This is a genomic window from Tenacibaculum amylolyticum (assembly GCF_964511145.1).
Lineage (GTDB): Bacteria > Bacteroidota > Bacteroidia > Flavobacteriales > Flavobacteriaceae > Polaribacter > Polaribacter amylolyticum.
The window spans coordinates 30,826-52,776 of sequence record NZ_CAZEFZ010000073.1 but is presented as its reverse complement, the minus strand read 5'-3'; the positions used below and the strand labels follow the sequence as shown (position 1 = coordinate 52,776).

The 21,951-nt window shown below is 30.7% G+C and carries 19 protein-coding genes and 1 other RNA gene; 16 read left to right on the top strand and 4 right to left on the bottom strand.

All coding sequences use genetic code 11. The annotated features are described in order from the left end of the window. Positions 1-45 precede the first annotated feature (45 nt). The 5 genes from ACKTTC_RS17740 (at position 46) to ACKTTC_RS17720 (ending at position 3,091) form a co-directional block, all read left to right on the top strand. Entirely contained in the window at positions 46-336 is a 291-nt protein-coding gene (locus tag ACKTTC_RS17740; RefSeq protein WP_408041198.1) for a hypothetical protein, read from the top strand. Between the two features lie 16 nt (positions 337-352). Beyond that, entirely contained in the window at positions 353-643 is a 291-nt protein-coding gene (locus tag ACKTTC_RS17735) for a cell division protein ZapA (protein WP_408041197.1), read from the top strand. 53 nt (positions 644-696) lie between these two features. After that, positions 697-801: non-coding RNA, 6S RNA (ssrS, locus tag ACKTTC_RS17730), on the top strand. Between the two features lie 53 nt (positions 802-854). Continuing rightward, positions 855-2,426: a ribonuclease Y gene (gene rny / locus ACKTTC_RS17725; protein WP_408041196.1), complete on the top strand. Its 1,572-nt coding sequence runs from the start codon at positions 855-857 to the stop codon at positions 2,424-2,426. 101 nt (positions 2,427-2,527) lie between these two features. Next, the gene (locus tag ACKTTC_RS17720) at positions 2,528-3,091 is read left to right on the top strand and encodes an outer membrane beta-barrel protein (protein WP_408041195.1); all 564 of its coding nucleotides are present in this window, start codon (positions 2,528-2,530) and stop codon (positions 3,089-3,091) included. A gap of 55 nt (positions 3,092-3,146) precedes the next feature. Here ACKTTC_RS17720 and ACKTTC_RS17715 read toward each other — a convergent pair whose 3' ends face one another. Together ACKTTC_RS17715 and ACKTTC_RS17710 are read right to left on the bottom strand one after the other, a co-directional pair. Continuing rightward, positions 3,147-4,967: a DEAD/DEAH box helicase gene (locus tag ACKTTC_RS17715; protein ID WP_408041194.1), complete on the bottom strand. Its 1,821-nt coding sequence runs from the start codon at positions 4,965-4,967 to the stop codon at positions 3,147-3,149. A gap of 121 nt (positions 4,968-5,088) precedes the next feature. Then, entirely contained in the window at positions 5,089-6,441 is a 1,353-nt protein-coding gene (locus tag ACKTTC_RS17710; RefSeq protein WP_408041193.1) for a TlpA family protein disulfide reductase, read from the bottom strand. 182 nt (positions 6,442-6,623) lie between these two features. Between ACKTTC_RS17710 and ACKTTC_RS17705 the strand changes: the two genes are divergently transcribed. Further along, entirely contained in the window at positions 6,624-8,246 is a 1,623-nt protein-coding gene (locus ACKTTC_RS17705; protein WP_408041192.1) for an ABC-F family ATP-binding cassette domain-containing protein, read from the top strand. A gap of 61 nt (positions 8,247-8,307) precedes the next feature. On the opposite strand, the gene ACKTTC_RS17700 is transcribed toward ACKTTC_RS17705, so the two are convergent. Then, the gene (locus ACKTTC_RS17700) at positions 8,308-9,249 is read right to left on the bottom strand and encodes a LysR family transcriptional regulator (RefSeq protein ID WP_408041191.1); all 942 of its coding nucleotides are present in this window, start codon (positions 9,247-9,249) and stop codon (positions 8,308-8,310) included. Between the two features lie 113 nt (positions 9,250-9,362). On the opposite strand from ACKTTC_RS17700, the gene ACKTTC_RS17695 reads away from it, so the two are divergent. The 9 genes from ACKTTC_RS17695 to ACKTTC_RS17655 all read left to right on the top strand — a co-directional run bounded on the left by ACKTTC_RS17695 (position 9,363) and on the right by ACKTTC_RS17655 (position 20,157). Continuing rightward, positions 9,363-9,833 carry a Dps family protein gene (locus tag ACKTTC_RS17695; protein WP_408041190.1) on the top strand — a complete coding sequence of 157 codons (471 nt, stop codon included), beginning with the start codon at positions 9,363-9,365 and terminating at the stop codon, positions 9,831-9,833. Between the two features lie 226 nt (positions 9,834-10,059). Continuing rightward, on the top strand, positions 10,060-11,580 hold the full coding sequence (locus ACKTTC_RS17690) for an alkaline phosphatase PhoX (RefSeq protein ID WP_408041189.1): 1,521 nt from the start codon (positions 10,060-10,062) through the stop codon (positions 11,578-11,580). A gap of 3 nt (positions 11,581-11,583) precedes the next feature. Next, positions 11,584-13,377 (top strand): cytochrome-c peroxidase, encoded by a 1,794-nt coding sequence (locus ACKTTC_RS17685; RefSeq protein WP_408041188.1) that lies wholly within the window; start codon positions 11,584-11,586, stop codon positions 13,375-13,377. A gap of 230 nt (positions 13,378-13,607) precedes the next feature. After that, entirely contained in the window at positions 13,608-14,387 is a 780-nt protein-coding gene (locus ACKTTC_RS17680) for a DUF6503 family protein (RefSeq protein ID WP_408041187.1), read from the top strand. Between the two features lie 139 nt (positions 14,388-14,526). Beyond that, positions 14,527-16,221, top strand: coding sequence for a sodium:solute symporter (locus ACKTTC_RS17675; RefSeq protein WP_408041186.1), 1,695 nt, complete (start codon positions 14,527-14,529; stop codon positions 16,219-16,221). A 142-nt stretch (positions 16,222-16,363) separates the two neighbouring features. Beyond that, positions 16,364-16,978 carry a VOC family protein gene (locus ACKTTC_RS17670; RefSeq protein ID WP_408041185.1) on the top strand — a complete coding sequence of 205 codons (615 nt, stop codon included), beginning with the start codon at positions 16,364-16,366 and terminating at the stop codon, positions 16,976-16,978. A gap of 103 nt (positions 16,979-17,081) precedes the next feature. Beyond that, positions 17,082-17,690 carry a TetR/AcrR family transcriptional regulator gene (locus ACKTTC_RS17665; RefSeq protein WP_408041184.1) on the top strand — a complete coding sequence of 203 codons (609 nt, stop codon included), beginning with the start codon at positions 17,082-17,084 and terminating at the stop codon, positions 17,688-17,690. Beyond that, the gene (locus tag ACKTTC_RS17660) at positions 17,690-18,979 is read left to right on the top strand and encodes a D-arabinono-1,4-lactone oxidase (RefSeq protein WP_408041183.1); all 1,290 of its coding nucleotides are present in this window, start codon (positions 17,690-17,692) and stop codon (positions 18,977-18,979) included. The genes ACKTTC_RS17665 and ACKTTC_RS17660 overlap by 1 nt, the downstream gene beginning before the upstream one ends. Beyond that, positions 18,976-20,157, top strand: coding sequence for an alanine racemase (locus ACKTTC_RS17655; protein ID WP_408041182.1), 1,182 nt, complete (start codon positions 18,976-18,978; stop codon positions 20,155-20,157). The genes ACKTTC_RS17660 and ACKTTC_RS17655 overlap by 4 nt, the downstream gene beginning before the upstream one ends. Positions 20,158-20,249: 92 nt before the next feature. On the opposite strand, the gene ACKTTC_RS17650 is transcribed toward ACKTTC_RS17655, so the two are convergent. Then, positions 20,250-21,095, bottom strand: a complete 846-nt coding sequence (locus tag ACKTTC_RS17650; protein WP_408041181.1) for a DUF2911 domain-containing protein — start codon at positions 21,093-21,095, stop codon at positions 20,250-20,252. A gap of 100 nt (positions 21,096-21,195) precedes the next feature. On the opposite strand from ACKTTC_RS17650, the gene ACKTTC_RS17645 reads away from it, so the two are divergent. Then, positions 21,196-21,858, top strand: coding sequence for an MIP/aquaporin family protein (locus ACKTTC_RS17645; RefSeq protein WP_408041180.1), 663 nt, complete (start codon positions 21,196-21,198; stop codon positions 21,856-21,858). Positions 21,859-21,951 lie beyond the last annotated feature (93 nt).

Below are 21,951 nucleotides of genomic sequence, written 5' to 3'. Positions count from 1 at the left end.
ATTGAGATTATTAATTTTGTTGAAATAGTTTATTCTCACAATTAAATGAGTAACACATCAGAAGCAATTCATTTACTGGAAATTAGGTTAAAAGATTTACTTAGTAAATACGAGTTCTTAAAAAAAGAAAACGACATATTGCTTCAAGAAAACGGAAAATTACAAATTTTGTTAAGTGAGAGGGAGGAACAATTACAAGAGCAAAAAAAACAATTTGATTTGCTCAAAGTTGCAAAAACTATTGAAGGCAGTAATAAGGATTCGAGAAATACAAAACTCAAAATAAATGCTTTAATTCGAGAGATAGATAAATGTATCACACTCTTGAATGCATAGAGAAGTTCTTTTAGGAATGGAAAAATTAAAAGTTAATGTTGTAATCGCTGGTAGAACATACCCTTTAATCGTAAATGGAGAAGATGAAGAAGAGGGAATGCGAAAGGCAGCAAAACATATTAATGATTTAATTTTAAATTTTGAACAGAACTATGCAGTAGCAGACAAGCAAGATGTTTTAGCAATGTGTGCATTACAATTTGCATCTAAATTGGAAATAAATACAATAAAAGCATCGCAAGAAGCTATTGAAGTAACAAATAAAATAAATGAGTTAACAAATTTGTTAGAATATCATTTAAAATAAGTTCATTATATAACAGTTAACAATACTGCCTATATTAGTATAAAGTTTAATAAACTCAACACTATTCAATTAAAAAGAATGAGTCTTGGTTAGTAAAGCGCGCCGTATTACGGATTCTTGATCAGCCAGTTAGTTCTAAACCTGTTTTTCAGGAGTTTATAAAACCTTACTAATGTAGGCTTTTTTTATTATAAGAATATATATTCATTTTATGGAAGGATTAGGATGGCCAATTTTTGTTGGTACAATAGTTATAGGAATTGCAGTTGGTTTTATCATTGCAAAAATGTTAGAGAGGGCTAGATCAAGTAAGCTATTGAAAGAAACAAATAAAGAGGCTCAGAACATTGTAAAAGAAGCAAAAGTAGAGGCAGAAGCTATTAAAAAAGATAAAATTCTTCAAGCAAAAGAAAAGTTTATTGAATTAAAAGCAGAGCACGAAAAAGTAATCTTATCTAGGGAGAAAAAAATGTCTGATGTTGAAAAAAGAATCAGAGATAAAGAATCTAGAGTTTCTTCTGAATTAGATAAAAATAAAAAACTATCTCAGTCATTAGAAAAGAAAACATCTGAGTTAGATTATAAACTAGAATTTTTAGACAAAAGAGAGTCTGAAATTGAAAAACTTCACAAGCGTCATGTAGATATGCTTGAGCAAATCTCAGGATTTTCTGCAGATGAAGCTAAAACTGAATTAGTTGCATCTTTAAAAGAAGAAGCTAAGACAGATGCTATGAGTTTTATCCAAGAAACTATTGAAGAAGCTAAAATGACTGCTCAACAAGAAGCTAGAAAAGTTGTTTTAAATACAATTCAAAGAGTAGGGGTAGAGCAAGCAATAGAAAACTGTGTTTCTGTATTCAATTTAGAGTCTGATGATGTTAAAGGACGTATTATTGGTAGAGAAGGACGTAATATTAGAGCACTGGAAGCTGCAACAGGAGTAGAAATTATAGTAGATGATACTCCAGAAGCTATTATTCTTTCTTGTTTTGATCCAGTACGTCGTGAAATTGCAAGATTATCGATGCACAAATTAGTTACTGATGGTAGAATTCATCCTGCTAGAATTGAAGAGATTGTAAAGAAAACAGAAAAACAAATCAATCAGGAAATTATTGAAGTTGGTAAGCGTACAGTAATTGAATTAGGAATACATGGTTTACATCCTGAATTGATAAAAACTGTAGGTAGAATGAAGTATCGTTCTTCTTATGGGCAAAATTTATTACAGCACTCTAGGGAAGTTGCTAATTTATGTGGTTTAATGGCTGCAGAAATGGGATTAAACGCGAAAGCAGCAAAAAGAGCTGGTTTATTACACGATATAGGTAAAGTACCAGAAACAGAGAGCGAATTACCACACGCATTATTAGGAATGCAATGGGCTGAGAAATACGGAGAGAAAGCAGATGTTTGTAATGCGATTGGAGCTCACCATGATGAAATAGAAATGAAAACGATGATTGCGCCAATTGTACAAGTATGTGATGCTATTTCTGGAGCGAGACCAGGAGCGCGTAGACAAGTACTTGATAGTTATATTCAACGTTTAAAGGATTTAGAAAACATTGCATTTGGATTTAACGGAGTACAAAAAGCGTACGCAATTCAAGCTGGTAGAGAACTTCGTGTAATGGTAGAGAGCACAAAAGTAAACGATGAAAAAGCAGCAGAGTTATCATTTAATATCTCTCAAAAAATTCAAAATGATATGACGTATCCTGGTCAAGTAAAAGTAACGGTGATCAGAGAAACTAGAGCGGTTAATGTAGCGAAGTAGTAATCGTCAGAAAATAAAGATGTTAAAAAACACAAGCAACTTTTGCTTGTGTTTTTTATTTTAATACATTTGAATTCACTATTAATTAAAATTGTAAAAAAATGAAAAAAACACTACCATTTTTATGTATCGTATTTGCATTATTGTTAACTACTGAGAAATCTTTTGGGCAATCTTCTTTTGGAGTTTCTGCTGGATTCCATGATTTTACACTTACTGCAAGTTTAGAAGGCATGTCAGGAAGTGGCTCAAATGGAGCTTCAGGGTATTATGTAGGATTCTTTGGTGAATTTGGATTGGCAGATAAGTTAAAAATACAGCCAGAAATTCAGTTTGCACAGATTTTTTCAGGAGGAGGAGAAACAGAAAAATTATTCCTTCCTGTAATGTTTAAATACTATGTAGCTGAAAAGTTTAACTTACAAGCTGGTCCAACATTTGATCTGTTATTAGCTAATGAAGATAATAGCTTAAGCGATTTTGGTTTTGGAATTGCTTTTGGAGGAGCTTTTGATATTACACAGAAGTTAGCAATTACAACTAAATATTCTTTAGGATTGAATAATAGAACTTCTGATCCTATAGTAGATATTTTTTCAGGACAAAGTTTTGATGTAACTACGAAGTTTGATGTATTTCAAGTAGGATTAGCATATAAGTTTTAACTATTATAATCCCTATATAAACAAAATAAAAAAAGCCGCTAATTAGCGGCTTTTTTTATTTTCTATTATTATTTCTTGATCTTCCAAATCCTCGTCTTTCTCTTCCTCCTTCATTATTGTTGTTTGATCTAGGTTTACTTCTTCTAGATCTTCCAAATCCGCCAGAAGAGCCATTTCCTCCACTATCGTTCCTTCTTCTACTGCTATTACGTCTTCTACCGCCACCGCCTTTTCTTTCAGTCTTAGTAATTTCGATATTTACATTTCTACCATTAAAATCAGGAGCATTAGAAGCAAAAGCATCTAATGTTTGGCTTTCATAGTTTTTATCAATCTCAAAAAATGAAAAAGTATCTAAAATATCAATAGCACCAATTTCTACACTTTTATTAATTCCTTGCTCATTAATTAAGCCCATTAGTTTTGCAGGATTTAAGCGATCTTTTCTTCCAAGATTGATAAAGAAACGAGTCATATTTTCACTAGACATCCTTCTTCCGTTTCTTCCTCCACGTTCTCTATCTCCTCTTTCGCCTCTGTCTCTTGAAGTGATTTTATTTAAATCAGGTGCATTTTCATAATACGATAAAAAAGAATTGAATTCTAACGATACAAATTTTTGAATTAATTCTTCTCTAGAAAACGTACTTAACTTTTCATAGATACTCGGTAAATAAGTGTCTATTTCTGCCGTATTTACTTCAGAATTTTCTACCTTATCGATAAGGTGAAAAAGTTGTTTTTCACAGATTTCTTTTCCAGTAGGAATTGAAACTTGAATGAATTTCTTCTTTAAAATTCTTTCAATAGGGTTTAGTTTACCGCGTTCTTTTCTATTAACTAAAGCAATAGAAATTCCTTTATTTCCAGCTCTACCAGTTCTACCACTTCTGTGGTTATAGTTTTCTATTTGGTCTGGAAGTTTGTGATTAATCACGTGTGTAAGGCTATCTACATCTAAACCTCTTGCAGCAACATCTGTAGCAACTAACATTTGGATGTTTCTTTTACGAAACTTCTCCATTACACTATCACGTTGTGCTTGAGATAAATCTCCATGTAATGCATCAGCGTTATAGCCATCTTGTATTAACTTATCTGCTACTTCTTGAGTTTCTCTACGTGTTCTACAAAAAACAATTGCATAAATATCAGGATTGATATCAGCAATACGTTTTAAGGCAGGATAGCGAGTTTTTTCAGTAACTAAATAATATTCATGAGAAACATTATCTGAACCTTGGTTTTTTTGTCCAGAAGTAATTTCAACAGGATTATGCATGTAGTTATTAGCAATTGCTTCTACCTCTCTTGGGAATGTAGCTGAAAAAAGTAATGTTTGTTTTTCTTCTGGTGTAGCTTCTAAAACTTTATCTAATTCGTCTTTAAAGCCCATGTTAAGCATTTCGTCTGCCTCATCTAAAACTAGCCATTTTACATTGCCTAATTTTAAAGCTCTTCTTTTAATGAGATCTACAGTTCTACCAGGTGTTCCAACAACAATTTGTGCTCCTTTTTTAAGTTGTCTAATTTGTTGCTCGATATTAGCACCACCATAAACAGTAGCAACTTTAAGATTTGGTAAATATTTAGAAAAGTCTTCTATATTTTTTCCAATTTGAACTGCTAATTCTCGGGTAGGAGATAGTATAATAGCTTGCGTTTGTGAATTATCATAATCTGCTAATTCAACAATTGGTAAACTAAAGGCAGCTGTTTTACCAGTTCCTGTTTGTGCAAAGGCTTTAAGATCTTCTTCAGAAGATAAAATTTGAGGAATTGCTTTTTCTTGAATGACAGTAGGAGTTTCATAACCTAAGTCTGTCAATGCTCTTGTGATAGGTTCTTTTAAACCTAACTCTATAAATTTAGACATACTGTGAATTTATTCGAATTCACAGATGCCCTATCCGCGAATTCTTAACTTATTATTAATTTTTAGGACGGCGCAAAAGTAATGAAATAAAAATAAAGTAATCGTTATTTCTTATAAACTTCTATAATTCAGATAATTGTTTTTGAAATTTCTTGCCAGCTATAGAACAAAAATTATTGATAACAATTCCTTTTTTATTAACCAAAACGGTTCTAGGATATTTACTTGTTAAAAATTGATGTGCTTTACTGTTATTCTTTAAGAAAAATTGATATTTAATGTTCAAATCTTTAATGTATTGTTTTTGGTCATCACCTATATTGATAACTAAAAATTCTACATTAGGATTATTGTTAATTAAAAAGTTTACTCTTGAAGCAACCCAAGCATCGGATGAGTATTCTCTATTTCTGAAGTAAATAACAGCTTTTTCATTTTTTATAATGTCTGTTATATTTTCTAAAGAACCTTGAGGAGTAAGAACTTTAAAGTTTGGTAATTTTCTATTTTTAACAATACCTTTTACATCATTAAGTAATAAAGAAATATCTTTTTTATCATTCTCATTTGTAGATAATGAAAGAAAAGTTTGATAAGCCTTTTTATTCATATTACAACTCGTCTTTTTATAGAAATGACGAATAGTAGTTTGCTTTAAAAGCTTATTTTTAAGTTCTTCAGAATTAATTCTTTTATCAATGCTATTCAATAAGGCAATTGTAAAGTCATCACTATCATCTTTTATATTCTGCTCATAAATGTTACTATATAGGTTATTGAATACATATAATCTATATGGAGGGAAAAACATTAAAGAATCCTTACCAATGTTAATATCCTTTCTATGAGCTGTAAATGCATCACTTAAATTTTCAGGAGTTTCCTTTAGACTATTATCAATAATAAAAGCTTCAATTTTTTTATACAAAGGAAAATATAATGCAATTTTAAGTATATCTACATATTGTTCTGATACATTTTCATTATCCGCTAAGTATTTTTCTAGATATTTATCTTTTATATTTTTTAAAGAATCTATTTTATGCATAAATTCATTAGGTGCCAATTTAAAATACTTGTAGAAGTTTTTTTCCTGTTCTTCATTCGCCAAAAAAGTTTCTACCAATAAATTGTTACGATGAGCATTAGTTCCACTAAATACTAAAGACTCATCAAAATCCCATGTATTTAGACGAATTAAAAGACTGTCTTTTGGTTCTAAAAAAATATGCTGGTATTCCGTACCATGCCTAAACATATATAAACCAGGTTTAAAGTCTTTAAAAGCACCTGTAAAAGTATTATCAGGATTTAATTTTATTGTGTCTATCACCTCGTCATTATGGTCATAAAGAGTAACGTTATCACTTTTTGGATTAATTATCTTTCCTCCAAAATATGTTAATTCGTCTTTCTTAGAGGGGCTACAACCAACTAATAAGATGGATAAGAAGGGAACAATATATCTAATCATATAATTACTAAAACGCGTATAAATCAACGATCAAAAATAGAAATATAGGCGAGAATTTGATGTTAATTCGATGTTAATATTCAAAATTCTAAGAGATTTTTAACGCTATAATTTATGTGCTACAAATGCTGTAAAAGAAAGGAGTATTTTATACTTTTGCATCGAATTTAAAAAAATGAAAAATGTTAACAGTTTCTAATTTATCAGTTCAGTTTGGTAAGCGAGTATTGTTTGATGAAGTAAATACTAAGTTTACACAAGGGAATTGCTACGGAATTATCGGAGCTAATGGAGCAGGAAAATCTACATTCTTAAAAATCTTATCAGGTAAAATCGATCCTACTTCTGGACAAGTTCACTTAGAGCCAGGAAAAAGAATGTCGGTATTATCGCAAGATCACTATGCTTTTGACGAATTCCCTGTATTAGAAACTGTGGTAATGGGAAATAAAGATCTTTATAAGATCAAGAAAGAAATTGATGCTTTGTATGCAGATTATTCTGATGAAAATGCAGAAAAGATTGGAGAGCTACAAGTACAGTTTGAAGAAATGAATGGATGGAATGCCGATTCTGAAGCTGCAGCAATGCTTTCTAACTTAGGAATAAAAGAAGATTTACATTACTCTTTAGTAAAAGATTTAGATGGTAAGCAAAAAGTACGTGTATTATTAGCACAAGCTTTATTTGGAAATCCAGATGTATTAATCATGGATGAGCCTACCAACGACTTAGATTTTGAGACAATTGCATGGTTAGAAAATTTCTTAGCAAATTACGATAATACAGTAATTGTTGTATCGCACGACCGTCACTTTTTAGATGCAGTTTGTACGCACATTTCTGATATTGATTTTGGAAAAATTAATAATTATTCAGGAAATTATACATTCTGGTATGAGTCTAGTCAATTAGCTGCTAAACAAAGAGCACAGGCTAATAAAAAGGCTGAAGACAAGAAGAAAGAATTAGAAGAGTTTATTCGTCGTTTCTCAGCAAACGTAGCAAAGTCTAAACAAGCTACGTCTCGTAAAAAAATGATTGAAAAATTAAATGTAGAAGAAATTAAGCCTTCTAGTCGTAGATACCCAGCTATTATTTTTGATAGAGATAGAGAAGCTGGAGATCAAATTTTGAATATTGAAGGATTATCTAAGACAGATATTGAAGGAGAATTATTATTTTCGAATGTAGATATCAACTTAAATAGAGGAGATAAAGTAGCTATCATTTCTAAAAACTCTAAAGCAACAACTGCTTTTTACCAAATTATAAATGGGAATGAAGAAGCAGATGCAGGAAAATATGCTTGGGGTGTTACAACAACACAGTCATATTTACCAGCTGATAATTCTGAATTCTTCCAAAATGGTGAATTAAATCTTGTAGACTGGTTACGTCAATATGCAAAGACAGAAGAGGAAAGAGAAGAAGTTTTCTTAAGAGGTTTTTTAGGAAAAATGATTTTCTCTGGAGAAGAAGCATTAAAGAAAAGTAATGTATTATCTGGAGGAGAAAAAGTACGTTGTATGTTATCTAGAATGATGATGACTAGAGCAAACATTTTAATGTTAGATGAACCTACAAACCACTTAGATCTTGAATCAATTCAGTCGTTAAACAATTCTTTAATTAACTTTAAAGGTACAGTGTTGTTTACTACGCATGACCACGAGTTTGCACAAACTGTAGCAAATAGAATTATTGAGATTACACCAAAAGGAGTAATTGATAAGTATGCTAGTTTTGATGAATACTTAGATGATCCTAAAGTAAAAGAGTTAAGAGAAAAGATGTATGCATAATGTAATACATACAGTATTAAATAAATAAAAAAGGAAGCTATTAGCTTCCTTTTTTTATGATCTATTCTTTACGAATTGGACTGATAATTTCAACATCACTAAAGGCAATAGCACCTCTAATAATACCATCGATACTCGATTTTAATGCTTCTATAAGTTGCATTTTTAATTGCGATTTATGGTAAATTAAACTCACTTCTCTTGCAGGTGGTGGAGTTTCGAATTCTCGTAGATGACCTCTATCTTCTTCATTTAAATCTAACGTATTTAAATATGGTAATAATGTCATACCTAAACCATCTTTAGAAAGTTTTATTAACGTATCAAAACTTCCACTTTCTAAATGAAACTTTTTGTGCTCATCTAGCCTGTTCATTTTACAAAGATTAATCACACTATTTTTAAAACAGTGACCATCTTCTAATAATAAAATATCCTCAAGCTCTAAATCCTCTACAGATAATTGCTTTTTTTGATATAATCGATGTTCTTCAGGAATTAAACCTACAAAAGGCTCATAATACAATACGCGTTCTTTTATAGCTTCATTACCTAATGGAGTTGCAGCAATAGCTGCATCGATATAACCATCAGATAATTTTCTGATAATTTCTTCAGTAGTTAACTCTTCAATAATTAATTGTACTTTAGGATAAGTACGAGTAAAGTTCTTTAAGAACATTGGTAATAAAGTAGGCATTACAGTAGGAATAATTCCTAACTTAAACTCTCCTCCAATATATCCTTTTTGTTGATGCACTATATCAATAATACGATTGCTTTCATCTACAATAACTTTAGCTTGTTCTACAATCTTTTTACCAACTGGAGTTAATTCAATAGGTTTTTTAGATCTATTAAATATTTTAGCATCCAATTCTTCTTCTAATTTTTGAATTTGCATACTTAATGTTGGTTGTGTGACAAAACAATGTTCAGCAGCTACTGTAAAGTTTTTATGCTCAGCAACAGAAAGCGTGTATTTTAATTGTGTAATGGTCATCTATAATAAATTTCGATAAATATATTAAAACTATCAATCAAACTAATAGTTGATTGGTGTTTATTTGCTGTAATTTTGAAGTGTAAAATTAAAAATTAAAAAACAATAACATAATGACTAAAACCATTCTTGGACTAGATAAAGAAAAGACAAACGCATTAGTTGCAGATTTAAATACATTATTAGCTAATTTCCAGTTGTATTATCAAAACTTGAGAGGATTACACTGGAATATTAAAGGGAAAAACTTTTTTGAATTACATGTAAAGTTTGAAGAATTGTATACAGATTCTCAAATGAAAATAGATATGATTGCTGAAAGAGTGTTAACCTTACAAGGAGAACCGTTACATACATTTGAAGATTATATTAAAGTAGGAAGTGTACCTGTTGGTAAAAGTGTGAGTAATGATGAAGAAGCAGTAAGGTTAGTGGTAAGTTCTTTGACAGAACTATTAAGTATAGAAAGAAATATTTTAGAAGCTTCTGATGATGCAAATGATGAAGGAACAAATTCAATGATGAGTGATTTTATTGCAGAGCAGGAAAAAACCATCTGGATGTTAAATGCATGGCTAAATTAATAGTTCAGAGTCCTTATATATTTCCAAAAGCAGCCATATCAAATGGTTGCTTTTTTTATTAATTAAAAATGAATTATTTCTTTATTTAAATTGATTCTAATTATTAAAGCTAAGTTTAATTATGTAACATTTTGTTAAAATGGAATTAAAATAGAGGTGATTCAAACTTTAAGCTTGTGTCCTTGTTTTGTAAGAAATAAAAAACAAAACTAAATAAAGGACACAAATGAAAAATTTAAAACTAAGCTTAGCAGCCTTATTAGCTTTATCTATTAGCTTTACTACATTCACTGCCTGTGAAGATGGAAAAGACGGTGTAGATGGTGTTGATGGAGTAAATGGTCAAGACGGACAGAACGGTCAAGATGGTTCAGATGCAACTGTTTACTTAACAGTATCTAAAACACCAAATTTCTTAAAAGTAACTAGCGATTTTGTTGGTTTAAAAATCACGCCAATTTTATCTTCAGAAGATGTAATTCCAGGAACTCCAGATTTCGTTTATGGGTCCATGGCAGATGGTGCTGGTTTATTAAGAGAAGCAGATGGGACTTTTACATTAATCAACAATATTGAAGCAGATTATTCTATTGCTAGAATTAAATTAAACAAAAATTTAAGACCAACTGAGGGAGAATATATTTTAAATGCTGCTGCTACTGCTGAAACAGCACAATGTTCTGGTTCTATGATTACCATGGAAGAACATGGTTTTGGACCAATGTATTTATCAGGAGGAGAATGGGGAGGTTCTTCGAAAGGAGTTTTTGCTACAGATCCATATAAATCTGTTGGAGATGCAGGAACAGGAAAGTTATTAGCTGGTTTTGGACAATGGTCTACAGAAAATGCAGTAGTAATCGGTAAAGACGCATATCCAAATCAGACAGTTGCATTTATTGGAGACGATCATTCCGATAACGATGTGCCTTCTGGACAATTAGGAATGTATGTAGGAAATAGAGGAGATTTAGAAGGAGGTAAATTATACGGTTTAAAAGTTACTTCTCCAGGTGTAACATACGAAGTAGATATGGTTGAAGGAACTGAGTATGATGCTGAATTTGTTGAATTGACAGAAAGAGAAATCAATGCCTTAGATACAGAAGCAAAAAGTAAAGGAGTAATGGGCTTCTCTCGTTTAGAAGATATTGATTGGAGAAGAGGAACTGCAGGAAATCAAAGAGAAATTTATTTTGCAGTAACAGGACGTAATAAAGCAGGTTTAATTGGTAAAGGAACAGTTTTAGGTCGTGTTTATAAGGTAGTGTTAAATGATACGAATCCAACTGGAGCAGCAAAAATTACTTGTGTATTAGATGGAGATAAAGATGGTGGAAAAGCAGATGGATTTCATTCACCAGACAATATTTTAGTTACAGAAAGCTATGCATACATTCAAGAAGATCCAAATGGATATGCTTCTGAAAATCCAGACATTGTTGGATATGCTAAATTATATCAGTACAACTTAAATACTGGAGAAATGAAAACAGTATTAGAGTGTGATCAAGATAGAGCAGCAACTATGGGGTATGGAACAAATACAAGAAGCTGGGAAATTACAGGTATGATAGATGTTACTGATGTTGTAAATAACGGAAAAAATACATTCTTAGTAATTACTCAAAATCATGGGTGGGAGCCAGCAGATGGAACTTCATTTACAGATCCATTAGCAAACCCAGATTTAGGAAATAGAAAAGAAGGTTCTGTATTACATTTAGTAACTGGATTAGCAAGATAAAACATGAAAGACATATTAAGTCAAGCTAAGGCATACCTTTGTGTATGTCTTTTGCTTTTGTTTGTAGGATGTAATCAAAAAGAACAAAAATATCAGGCTATAGATACTACTTCGGAACAAATTTCTGAGTTATACAATAGGTATTTAACCAATGCAATCACAAATTTAGATCGTATAGATATTGATGAATTGGCACCCGAAGAAGGGCAGAGATATTATATGGAAGCACGTAAAAATTTCAAATTACTAGAGCCTATTTTATCACATTCTGATAAGAACAACTATAAATCACTAAATGCTCCTAATATTATTCAAGTGAAAGGAGAAGATACACAAGATACAAAAGTGATACAGCCTATAGGGTTTCAAGTGATTGAAGAGAATTTATATGAATCAGAAATAGATACAGTTACCTTAAAAAGAGCAATAAATATAACAAGTGCTAGATTAAAACTGATAAAAGAAAACTTTTCATTACAGTTAAAAAATTATCATATTATTTGGTTGATAAGAGATCAACTAGTAAGAATTGCTACTACAGGAATTACAGGTTTCGATTCTCCAGTATTAAACCAATCATTATTAGAAAGTGCCTATACGTATCAAACTTTAATTGATATTGTAAAAATGAATGCATCAAAATTCCATTCAAAAGAATTAATGGATAAATTCATAGTTTCTCTTCAACAATCACAAAAAGAGTTGGAGCATGATTTTGATACTTTTGATCGTTTTAGTTTTATAAAAAAGAATACGGATCCACAATTAGAAATGTTAGTAGAAATTCAAAAAGATTGGAAGGTTAATTTTCCTTTTGAAATGGCATTATCTAATAATATGACAACACTTTTTTCTGAAGATGCTTTGAATATCACCTATTTTTCAGATCGTTTAAACGATACTACCAACATGGTAGAAAAACAGATTTTTGGTAAAGAGTTATTTAATAATACTTCGCTATCTAAAGATTATAACATGGCTTGTGCTACCTGTCATGTAGAAGAGTTAGCATTTACAGATGGTAGAAAAACGTTTGATGTTAATCAAACAAGAAACACACCAACAGTAGCATATGCAGCATATCAACAAAGTTTTTTTACAGATGCACGAGCAGGTAGTTTAGAAGGACAAGTAGTTGGAGTTGTTAAAAATCATAACGAATTTAATATGTCTATGGACTCTATAGTGGGACGTGTATTAAAAAATAAAAAATATAAAGAGAAGATAGCAGATTTATATGGAAACAAACGAATAGGAATGAATATAAGACATGCAATTGCATCGTATATAAGAACGTTGAGTTCATTTAATTCAAAGTTCGATAAAAATATTCGTGGAGAAGAGAATACATTAACTGATGAAGAAAAATTAGGGTTTAATGTATTTATGGGAAAAGGAATGTGTGCAACATGCCACTTTCCACCTGTTTTTAATGGTACGGTACCGCCTAATTTTAATGATACAGAGTTAGAGTTTATTGGTGTGCCAGCTACTACAGATACAATCAATCCAAAATTATCTACAGATTTAGGGAGGTATAATCTATTTAAAACTGAAGAACGAAAGCATTTCTTTAAAACACCTACGATTAGGAATGCAGGAAAAACAGCACCTTATATGCATAATGGAGTGTATAATACTTTAGAAGAAGTTATGGAATTTTATAACAAAGGAGGAGGAGCAGGTTTAGGATTACATAATGATAATCAAACCTTACCTTTTGATAACCTTCAACTAAGTTCAAAAGAAATTAAAGCGTTGGTAGCATTTACAAAAACTCTTACAGATCAAGAATAGAGCCTTCTATTCTTTACTCTTTTGTCATTCTGAGTGAAACGAAGAATCTATCGTTTAGAATAATGTTTGTTAAATGTGATAGGTTTTTTGTTTCTTTCAGGATGACATTGATACTCCTTTTGTCATTCTGAACGACACCTGAGGTGACTCGAAGGGAAGTGAAGAATTTTTTGAAATAAAGTGTAATGTTTCAGAAAAAAAACGACCAAATGTTGTAAAATCAAAACAAAATGAGAAAACTAATCACATTATTTTTAGTGGTACTTATTATGACAGCTTGTAAAACAGAGGCTAAAAAAGAAGTAACCAAAGAAGCACCGCAAGAACAAGAAACTAAAAAAGAAAATAACTTTCCAGCTGAATTGACAGAAGTTTTTGAAAAGCACGGAGGTTTAGATGCTTGGAGAAAAGCAAGAGTTTTAAAGTTTAAAGTAAACGGACAAGAGCATACTACAGATTTACCTACTAGAAAAGCTGTAGTAAAAGGAGAGAATTTTTCATTAGGTTACGATGGAAAAGAAGTATGGTTAAATCCAAAAGATTCTACTGCAGCTAAAATGAACCCTGAGTTTTATTACAACTTATATTTCTATTTTTATGCAATGCCATTTGTATTAGCAGATGACGGAATTGTATATTCTGAAACAGCTCCATTAGAGTTTGAAGGTGTAAAATATCCTGGATTAAAAATTTCTTACGAAGCAAATGTAGGTGTTTCTCCAGATGATAATTACTATCTTTATTTCGATCCTAACACAAAGCAAATGGCATGGTTAGGGTACACAGTAACATATTTTAGTAAAAAGCCATCAGAGCAGTTTAACATCATTAGATATAATGATTGGGAAAACGTTAACGGTTTATTATTGCCAAAATCTATAACTTGGTTCAAGAAAGACGAAAATGGAGTACCTTTGGAACCAGCGCGTGATCCAATCGTATTTGAAGAAGCGTCGATAACAGAAGTACCATTGGCTGATGATTTTTACAGTAAGCCAAAGGCCGAATAACTAAACAAACTAAAAACTATATCATGAGTAAAAAGTATATATGGAAAAAAGAGTACACAGTCGTACTGCTAGCAAATTTAATGTACATTGTCCTTTTTTATTTTATAACTAACATATATACTAACTAAATAAGTTACTCATGCAAATTTTAGATTGGATTGTACTATCCATTACACTATTGTTTATTGTTTTATATGGAACATGGAAAACAAGAGGTAGTGAAAGCGTAGAACAATATATAAAAGGCGGAAACGAAACAAAGTGGTGGACTATCGGGTTGTCTGTAATGGCAACACAAGCTAGTGCCATCACTTTTTTATCTACACCAGGTCAAGCATTTCATAGCGGAATGGGATTTGTACAGTTCTATTTTGGATTACCAATTGCCATGGTAATTATATGTTTGGTCTTTATACCTATTTATCACAAATTAAAAGTGTACACAGCCTACGAATACTTAGAAAGTAGGTTCGATTTAAAAACAAGAACATTAGCGGCCATTTTATTTCTAATCCAAAGAGGATTAGCAGCAGGAATTACAATTTATGCACCAGCAATTATTTTATCAGCAGTGTTAGGTTGGGATTTAATTACGCTGAATGTCATTATAGGTTTCTTAGTAATTATTTACACTGTTAGTGGAGGAACTAAAGCAGTAAGTGTAACACAAAAGCAACAAATGGCAATTATTTTTGCTGGTATGTTCATAGCTTTTTATTTAATTCTTCAATACTTACCAGACGGAATTACTTTTTCTAAAGCATTAGAAATTGCAGGAGCAAGTGATAAAATGAAAGTCTTAGATTTCTCATGGGATTTAAACAACCGTTATACAGTTTGGACAGGTTTCTTAGGTGGAACTTTTTTAATGTTATCGTACTTCGGAACAGATCAGAGTCAAGTACAACGCTATTTATCAGGGAAATCTGTAAGAGAAAGTCAGTTAGGTTTGATTTTCAATGGATTATTAAAAGTACCAATGCAATTCTTTATTTTATTGGTAGGAGTAATGGTATTTGTTTTTTATCAGTTTAACGAGTCTCCTTTAAATTTTAATCCTACAGCACAAGAAGCAGTAATTAATTCTGAATATGCACCAGCATATAAAAACTTAGAAAAAAGACACCAAGAAATAGAGCAGGAGAAGAAAACTCTTATTTTAAGTGGTCTTACAGATGCAAGTAAGGCACAATTACAAGTTTTAAATGCAGAAGATGCTGCTTTAAAAACAGAAGCACAAGCAATTATTAAAAAATCAGATTCAACAGTAGAGACGAACGATAAAGATTATGTGTTTATTCACTTTATTTTACATAATTTACCTAAGGGACTTATAGGTTTATTATTAGCCGTTATTTTATCGGCAGCAATGTCTTCTACAGCGTCGGAATTAAATGCGTTAGCATCTACTACAGCTATTGATTTATATAAAAGAAATCAAACAAAAGAAAAAACAGAACATCATTATGTAGCTATGTCGAAGTGGTTTACATTAGGGTGGGGAATTTTAGCCATTTTAGTAGCTTGTGTGGCTAATTTGTTTGATAATTTAATTCAGTTAGTTAATATTATAGGATCTATCTTCTATGGAAATGTATTAGGTATTTTCTTACTAGCATTCTTCATAAAATATGTAAAATCCAATGCAGTTTTTATTGCAGCATTTATTACACAGTTAATCATTATTGTGGTTTGGTATTTAGACATATTACCTTATTTATGGTTAAATGCATTAGGTTGTGGAATCGTAATGTTGTTAGCAGTATTGATTCAATCTGGAAGCTCAAAAGAAACAGGCGTTGTTGATATAGAGGATATAGAAGGAAGAGCGTAATTGTTTTACGATTTATTTCAACATAACTGATTATTTATTTACTACAAGTGTAATTTGAATAATTTAACTAGTGTTTACTCAAAGGTTATTTACTAATTTTAGTGTAGACTGATTATTCTTACCCCATTATTATTCACAAAAAATGAAAGTAGGACATATTTTGTACAAAGTAAACGACTTAGAAAAAGGAGTTGAAGCTTTTAGAAAGGAAGGTTTTACTGTAGAATATGGAACTAAAAAGAATCCATATAACGCAGTGATATATTTTTCAGAAGGCCCGTATTTAGAGTTAATAGGAAATATAAAACTTCCAAGCTTCTTAAATTTTTTAATGAAGCTATTTGGAAAAGGAAAAGTTGTAGAAAGAATTTATAATTGGCATTATTCAGAAGAAGGGTTGATTGCGGTTTGCTTGGAGAATTATAAGAAAGATTTAGAAGAAGAGAAAAGTGTTTTAAAGAAATACCGTCAAAAATATTTTGAGCGAAATAGCAAACGTTTAGATGTAAAAAATAGACTTTTAAAGTTTATAGTGTTATTCCCAGACGAATTAAAAATACCTTTTTTAATGACTTATTTTAACATAAACCCTAAACCAGAAAATTATATTCATCCTAATGGAATAAAAAAGATTAAGAGTATTTCTTTTGGTACAAATGAAGAACTTATTCCTTTAATAAATGAACTATGTGATGATAAAACTCTTCAATTATTTATAGGAGAAGGAGTAAAAGATTTAGTGTATGAAAAAGTGTAAGAAATTAGAAATAATCTAACACTTTCTTTACTAAAAATGTAAATAAACAAAAAACAAACCAATCGGTTTGTTTTTTGTTTATATTTGATTACAATCAATTTACATGGCAAAACAAGGTAGAGAAAAAATCATTACAACTGCTTTTGCTTTATTTTTAAGTAAAGGATATAAGAATACAAGTTTAAGCGATATTATAACTGCAACAGCTTCATCTAAAGGAGCTATTTATCACTACTTCAAAAATAAACGAGCTATTTATTTAGAAGCTTTAGAAATGTTCTTTTTTAACTTATATGAAGACATTTTAATTGACGATGCAGAACTTTCTTTATCAGAGCGTTTAAAAACTAGATATCTTTTTTTATTAGACCTTATTGATTTTGTAGAAAACACAGGAGAAGGTATTCATTTTCCTATTCGTCGTTATTTTTTATTTCAATTAGAAAGTGAAGAAGATGAAATTATTAGAGTTAAAATTCTTGACACACTACAAAAATATCGCCTAGAAATAACCCAAATCATAGTTTCTTCTTTCGAAAAAAAAGAAATAACCATAACTCTTTCCGCTCCTGTTATTGCTCAACAATTAATTGGTATGATTGAAGGAATCATGATTCATCATTCTACATTAGAAAAGAATAGTAAAACATTTTTACTACAAAAATATAACGAAGTTATTCAACCTTACATTAACCTAATAACCCATAACTAATGAAAAACTGGTCAGGTAATATACAATGGAAGCCAAACCAAATAGCATATCCATCTTCAGAAGAGGAAATACAAAATCTTGTTTTAAAAGCGCTCGAAACACAAAAAAAAATACGAGTCATTGGCTCTGGTCATTCATTTACTTCACTATGTAGTACAAGTCATATTTTAATAAGTTTAGATAAGTATCAAGGAGTAATTGCTATAGATCAAACTAAAAAGCAAGCAACGGTAAGAGGAGGAACAAAATTAGAGTTATTAGGGGAACTGTTGTTTAGAGAAAACTTAGCCATGGAAAACTTAGGAGATATTAATGTACAATCTATTGCAGGAGCAATTAGCACTGGAACTCATGGTACAGGAACGCAATTAAAATCTATTAGTAACCAAGTAACTGCTTTAAAATTTATCAATGGAAAAGGAGAAATAATAGAGTGTTCTAACAGCAAGAATACTGAATTATTTAAATCGGCTCAAGTTTCTTTAGGCTGTTTAGGAATCATTACTGAAATTACGTTACAATGTGTGCCAAGCTATAAATTAAAACTTCAAAATAAAAAAGAAAGATTAAGCGATGTTTTGGCAACGTTAAATGAAAGAAATTCTAAAAATAGAAATTTCGAATACTATTGGATGCCTTATACAAATACAGCTTGGACAAAAACATCCAATATTGTAGAAAACTCAGAACCAGATAAAGTCAACTTTTTTAATTATTGGACTGAATATGTTTTAGAAAATTACGTGTTTAAATTGTTTTGTGATTATGCTAAAATTTTCCCTTCACAAAACAGATTAGTTTCTAAAATTACAGCAGCTAGTATTAGTAATGTTAAAAAAGTATACCACAGTCATAAAGTATATGCAACGCAAAGATTGGTAAAGTTTAATGAAATGGAATATAACATTCCAGCTGAAGCATATGAAGATGTGTTTAAAGATGTGCAAAAAATAGTCAATTCTAAAAAGTACAATATTCATTTTCCAATTGAAAATAGGTGGGTAAAAGGAGATGATATACACATGAGTCCAGCTTATGGTAGAGATTCAGCATACATTGCTTGCCATGTTTACAACAAAAAAGAGTATAAAACATATTTTGCTGATTTAGAAAAAGTTTTTAAAGCATATGATGGTAGACCTCATTGGGGGAAGTTAAATACATTTACCACAGAAGATATTATAGAAAAGTATCCAAAATTTGAAGTTTTTCTAAAAAATAGAAAAGAACAAGACCCAGAGAATATATTTATCAATCCATATCTAGAAAAACTATTAGGTGTATCATGAATCCTTATTTTAAAAACTTAAATACAGTACTAAGAAATTATCAAAGGGCAATTCCCTGCTTAGTAATAGATTTAGATATACTAGATGAAAATATAGAAACTACTTTATCTAATCTAAGAGAAAACGTAGCGCTTAGAATTGTAGTAAAATCGTTACCTTCTTATGAATTGATTGAATATATTTCTCAACGATTAGATACTTATAAATTAATGGTTTTCCATCAACCATTTTTATCTGACTTAGTAGTTCGTTTAGATAAGAGACACGATGTTTTGTTAGGAAAACCAATGCCGGTGAAGACAGCTGAATATTTTTACGATCGTTTTCTTGAAAAAAAACATAAAGAATTTAACCCATTTACTCAAATTCAGTGGTTAGTAGATACAGAAAAAAGAATCATTGAGTACATTGAATTAGCAAGAAAGCTTAATCAAAAACTACAATTAAATATTGAAATAGATGTAGGATTACATCGAGGTGGTTTTTCTACGCTAGCATCTTTAAAGAAAGGATTGAAACTGATTGAAGAAAATAATGAATTTGTAGCATTTTCTGGTTTTATGGGATATGATCCACATGTAGTGAAACTCCCTAAAATTATTAGAACAGAAAAGAAAGCTTTACAGATGGCAAATCAGTTTTATGAAGAATGTAAAGATGTAGTTCAGAATGATTTTCCAACTCTTTGGAGAGACGATTTGACGTTTAATGGTGCGGGAAGTCCTACTTTAAACTTACACAAAACAAAGCAATCACCCATTAATGATATTTCCATAGGATCTTGTTTTTTAAAACCAACTACCTTCGATATAGATTCTTTAAAAAAATACAGACCAGCTACATTTATCGCTACTCCAGTTTTAAAAACTTTTGAAAACATAAGTATTCCTGGTTTAGAAAAGTTAAAAAGTTTTTTCAGAAAGAAATCATTATTTATTTATGGTGGTTTTTGGAAAGCAGACTATTATTATCCAGAAGGAATAAAACAAAATACATTATTTGGAAGTTCAACAAATCAAACATTATTAAATGTACCTAAGAAAACTTCAATTGAGATAGATGATTTTGTTTTTTTAAGACCACATCAAAGTGAATTCGTATTGTTACAATTTGGAGAAATTCTGCCTGTAAAAAATGGTCAAATAATGAAAGCTTGGACACTCTTAAATAACGTTTAAGATTATAATAATACGGTATTTGAAACCTTTACGTATAAAAAACTCGGATTCTTTGAATCCGAGTTTACACTTTTAATTTAAGTTTGGATATATTAAGCTCCCCACTCTTTTAGAGAGTCTTTGTTCATTTTAATATAATCAGCATTTCCTGCTTTTTCAGCGTGCATTAATGAAGCTTTTGCAGCTTTAATTGCACCTTTCTTGTCACCAGCTTTTGCGTGGATTAAAGATTGCTTACGTAAATACCAAAAACGAGGTTGATCTTTAGTCAACTCAATCGCTTTGTCAATCCATTCAACAGCTTTCTTAATATCTTTACCTTCTTCCATGTAGTAAGAAGCAGCAGCATAGTAATCGTTTGGAGAAGGCCCAGACATTACTGAAGCAATATTTTTTACAACAGCTTCATCAGTAGGAACTTCAAACTTTACTCCAGCATATGTATTTTCCCATAACATTCCTAAAACAGCAGAACTATTGTTAACATCATCAATAGAAATTGTAAATGTTTCAATAGGCATTGGCATTTTTTGAGCAGGAACAGTAGTTGTTAAAGCAACTTTAGAATCATCCCATTTTCTTGGCGTTCCCCAGTTGTTTGTATCGTTATAAAAAATAACTTCCCAAGAAGAAGCTCCAGGCTTAGTATAAAGCGCGTAAGAACCTTTCTTTAATTTTTTTCCATCAATAGTAACATCTTGATCAAAAGTTACAACAGTATTTTTATTAGCACCAGTTCTCCATAATTTTCCAAAAGGAACTAAGTCACCAAATATTTTTCTTCCTTTCATTCCTGGCCTTGCATATTCTACAGTAACATCAGTTAAACCAACTGTTTGTTGTAATTTAGAAGAAGGACTAGGTTGAGGGGTTTTTACTTGTGCATTTACAACAAACGTAACACAAGCAATAAATAGGCTTAAAAGTATTTTTTTCATGATAATAAATTAGTTTGTTTCTTCTTGATAAAATTACAGCTTACAGAAGTGATAAATGTTAACAAAAACTTAAAATACCAGATTGTATCTTTGTGTCATTATGAAAAAATACATTTCTGAGTTTATAGGAACATTTGCACTTATTTTTTGTGGTACAGGAGCAATGACCATTAATGAAGTTACTAATGGTTCAATTGGACACGTAGGAATAGCAATAACATGGGGATTAATTGTAATGGCTATGATTTATGCTTTTGGAGAAATTTCTGGAGCACATTTTAATCCTGCTGTTTCTATAGCTTTTGCTTATGCTAAAAAATTTCCTTGGCCAGAAGTGCCAAAATATATTACTGCCCAAGTATTGGGAGCTATAACTGCTAGCTTTTTATTATGGTTTTTATTTCCTACAAGTGAATTTTATGGTGCAACAATCCCTTCAACAGATGCTATGCGAGCATTTATATTAGAATTATTATTAACCTTTTTTTTAATGGTTACTATTATTAATGTATCAACAGGAAGTAAAGAAGTAGGAATTATGGCAGGAATTGCTATTGGAGGAGTTGTTTTATTGGAAGCAATGTTTGCTGGACCTATTACAAAAGCATCGATGAATCCAGCACGTTCTTTAGCACCAGCAATAGTATCTGGACATTTTAAAGATTTATGGTTATACTTAATAGCACCAGTTTTAGGAGCGCTTTTAGCAGTTTCTACGTGTAAATTAGTCAAAGATGATAATTGTTGCGACGAGGGATGCTAATAAATAACACAAAAGCTAAAGGAATTCCTTTAGCTTTTATGTTATGTGTAAGATTTTCCTGTAAAATAGAAAACCAATGGGCTTAAGCCCATT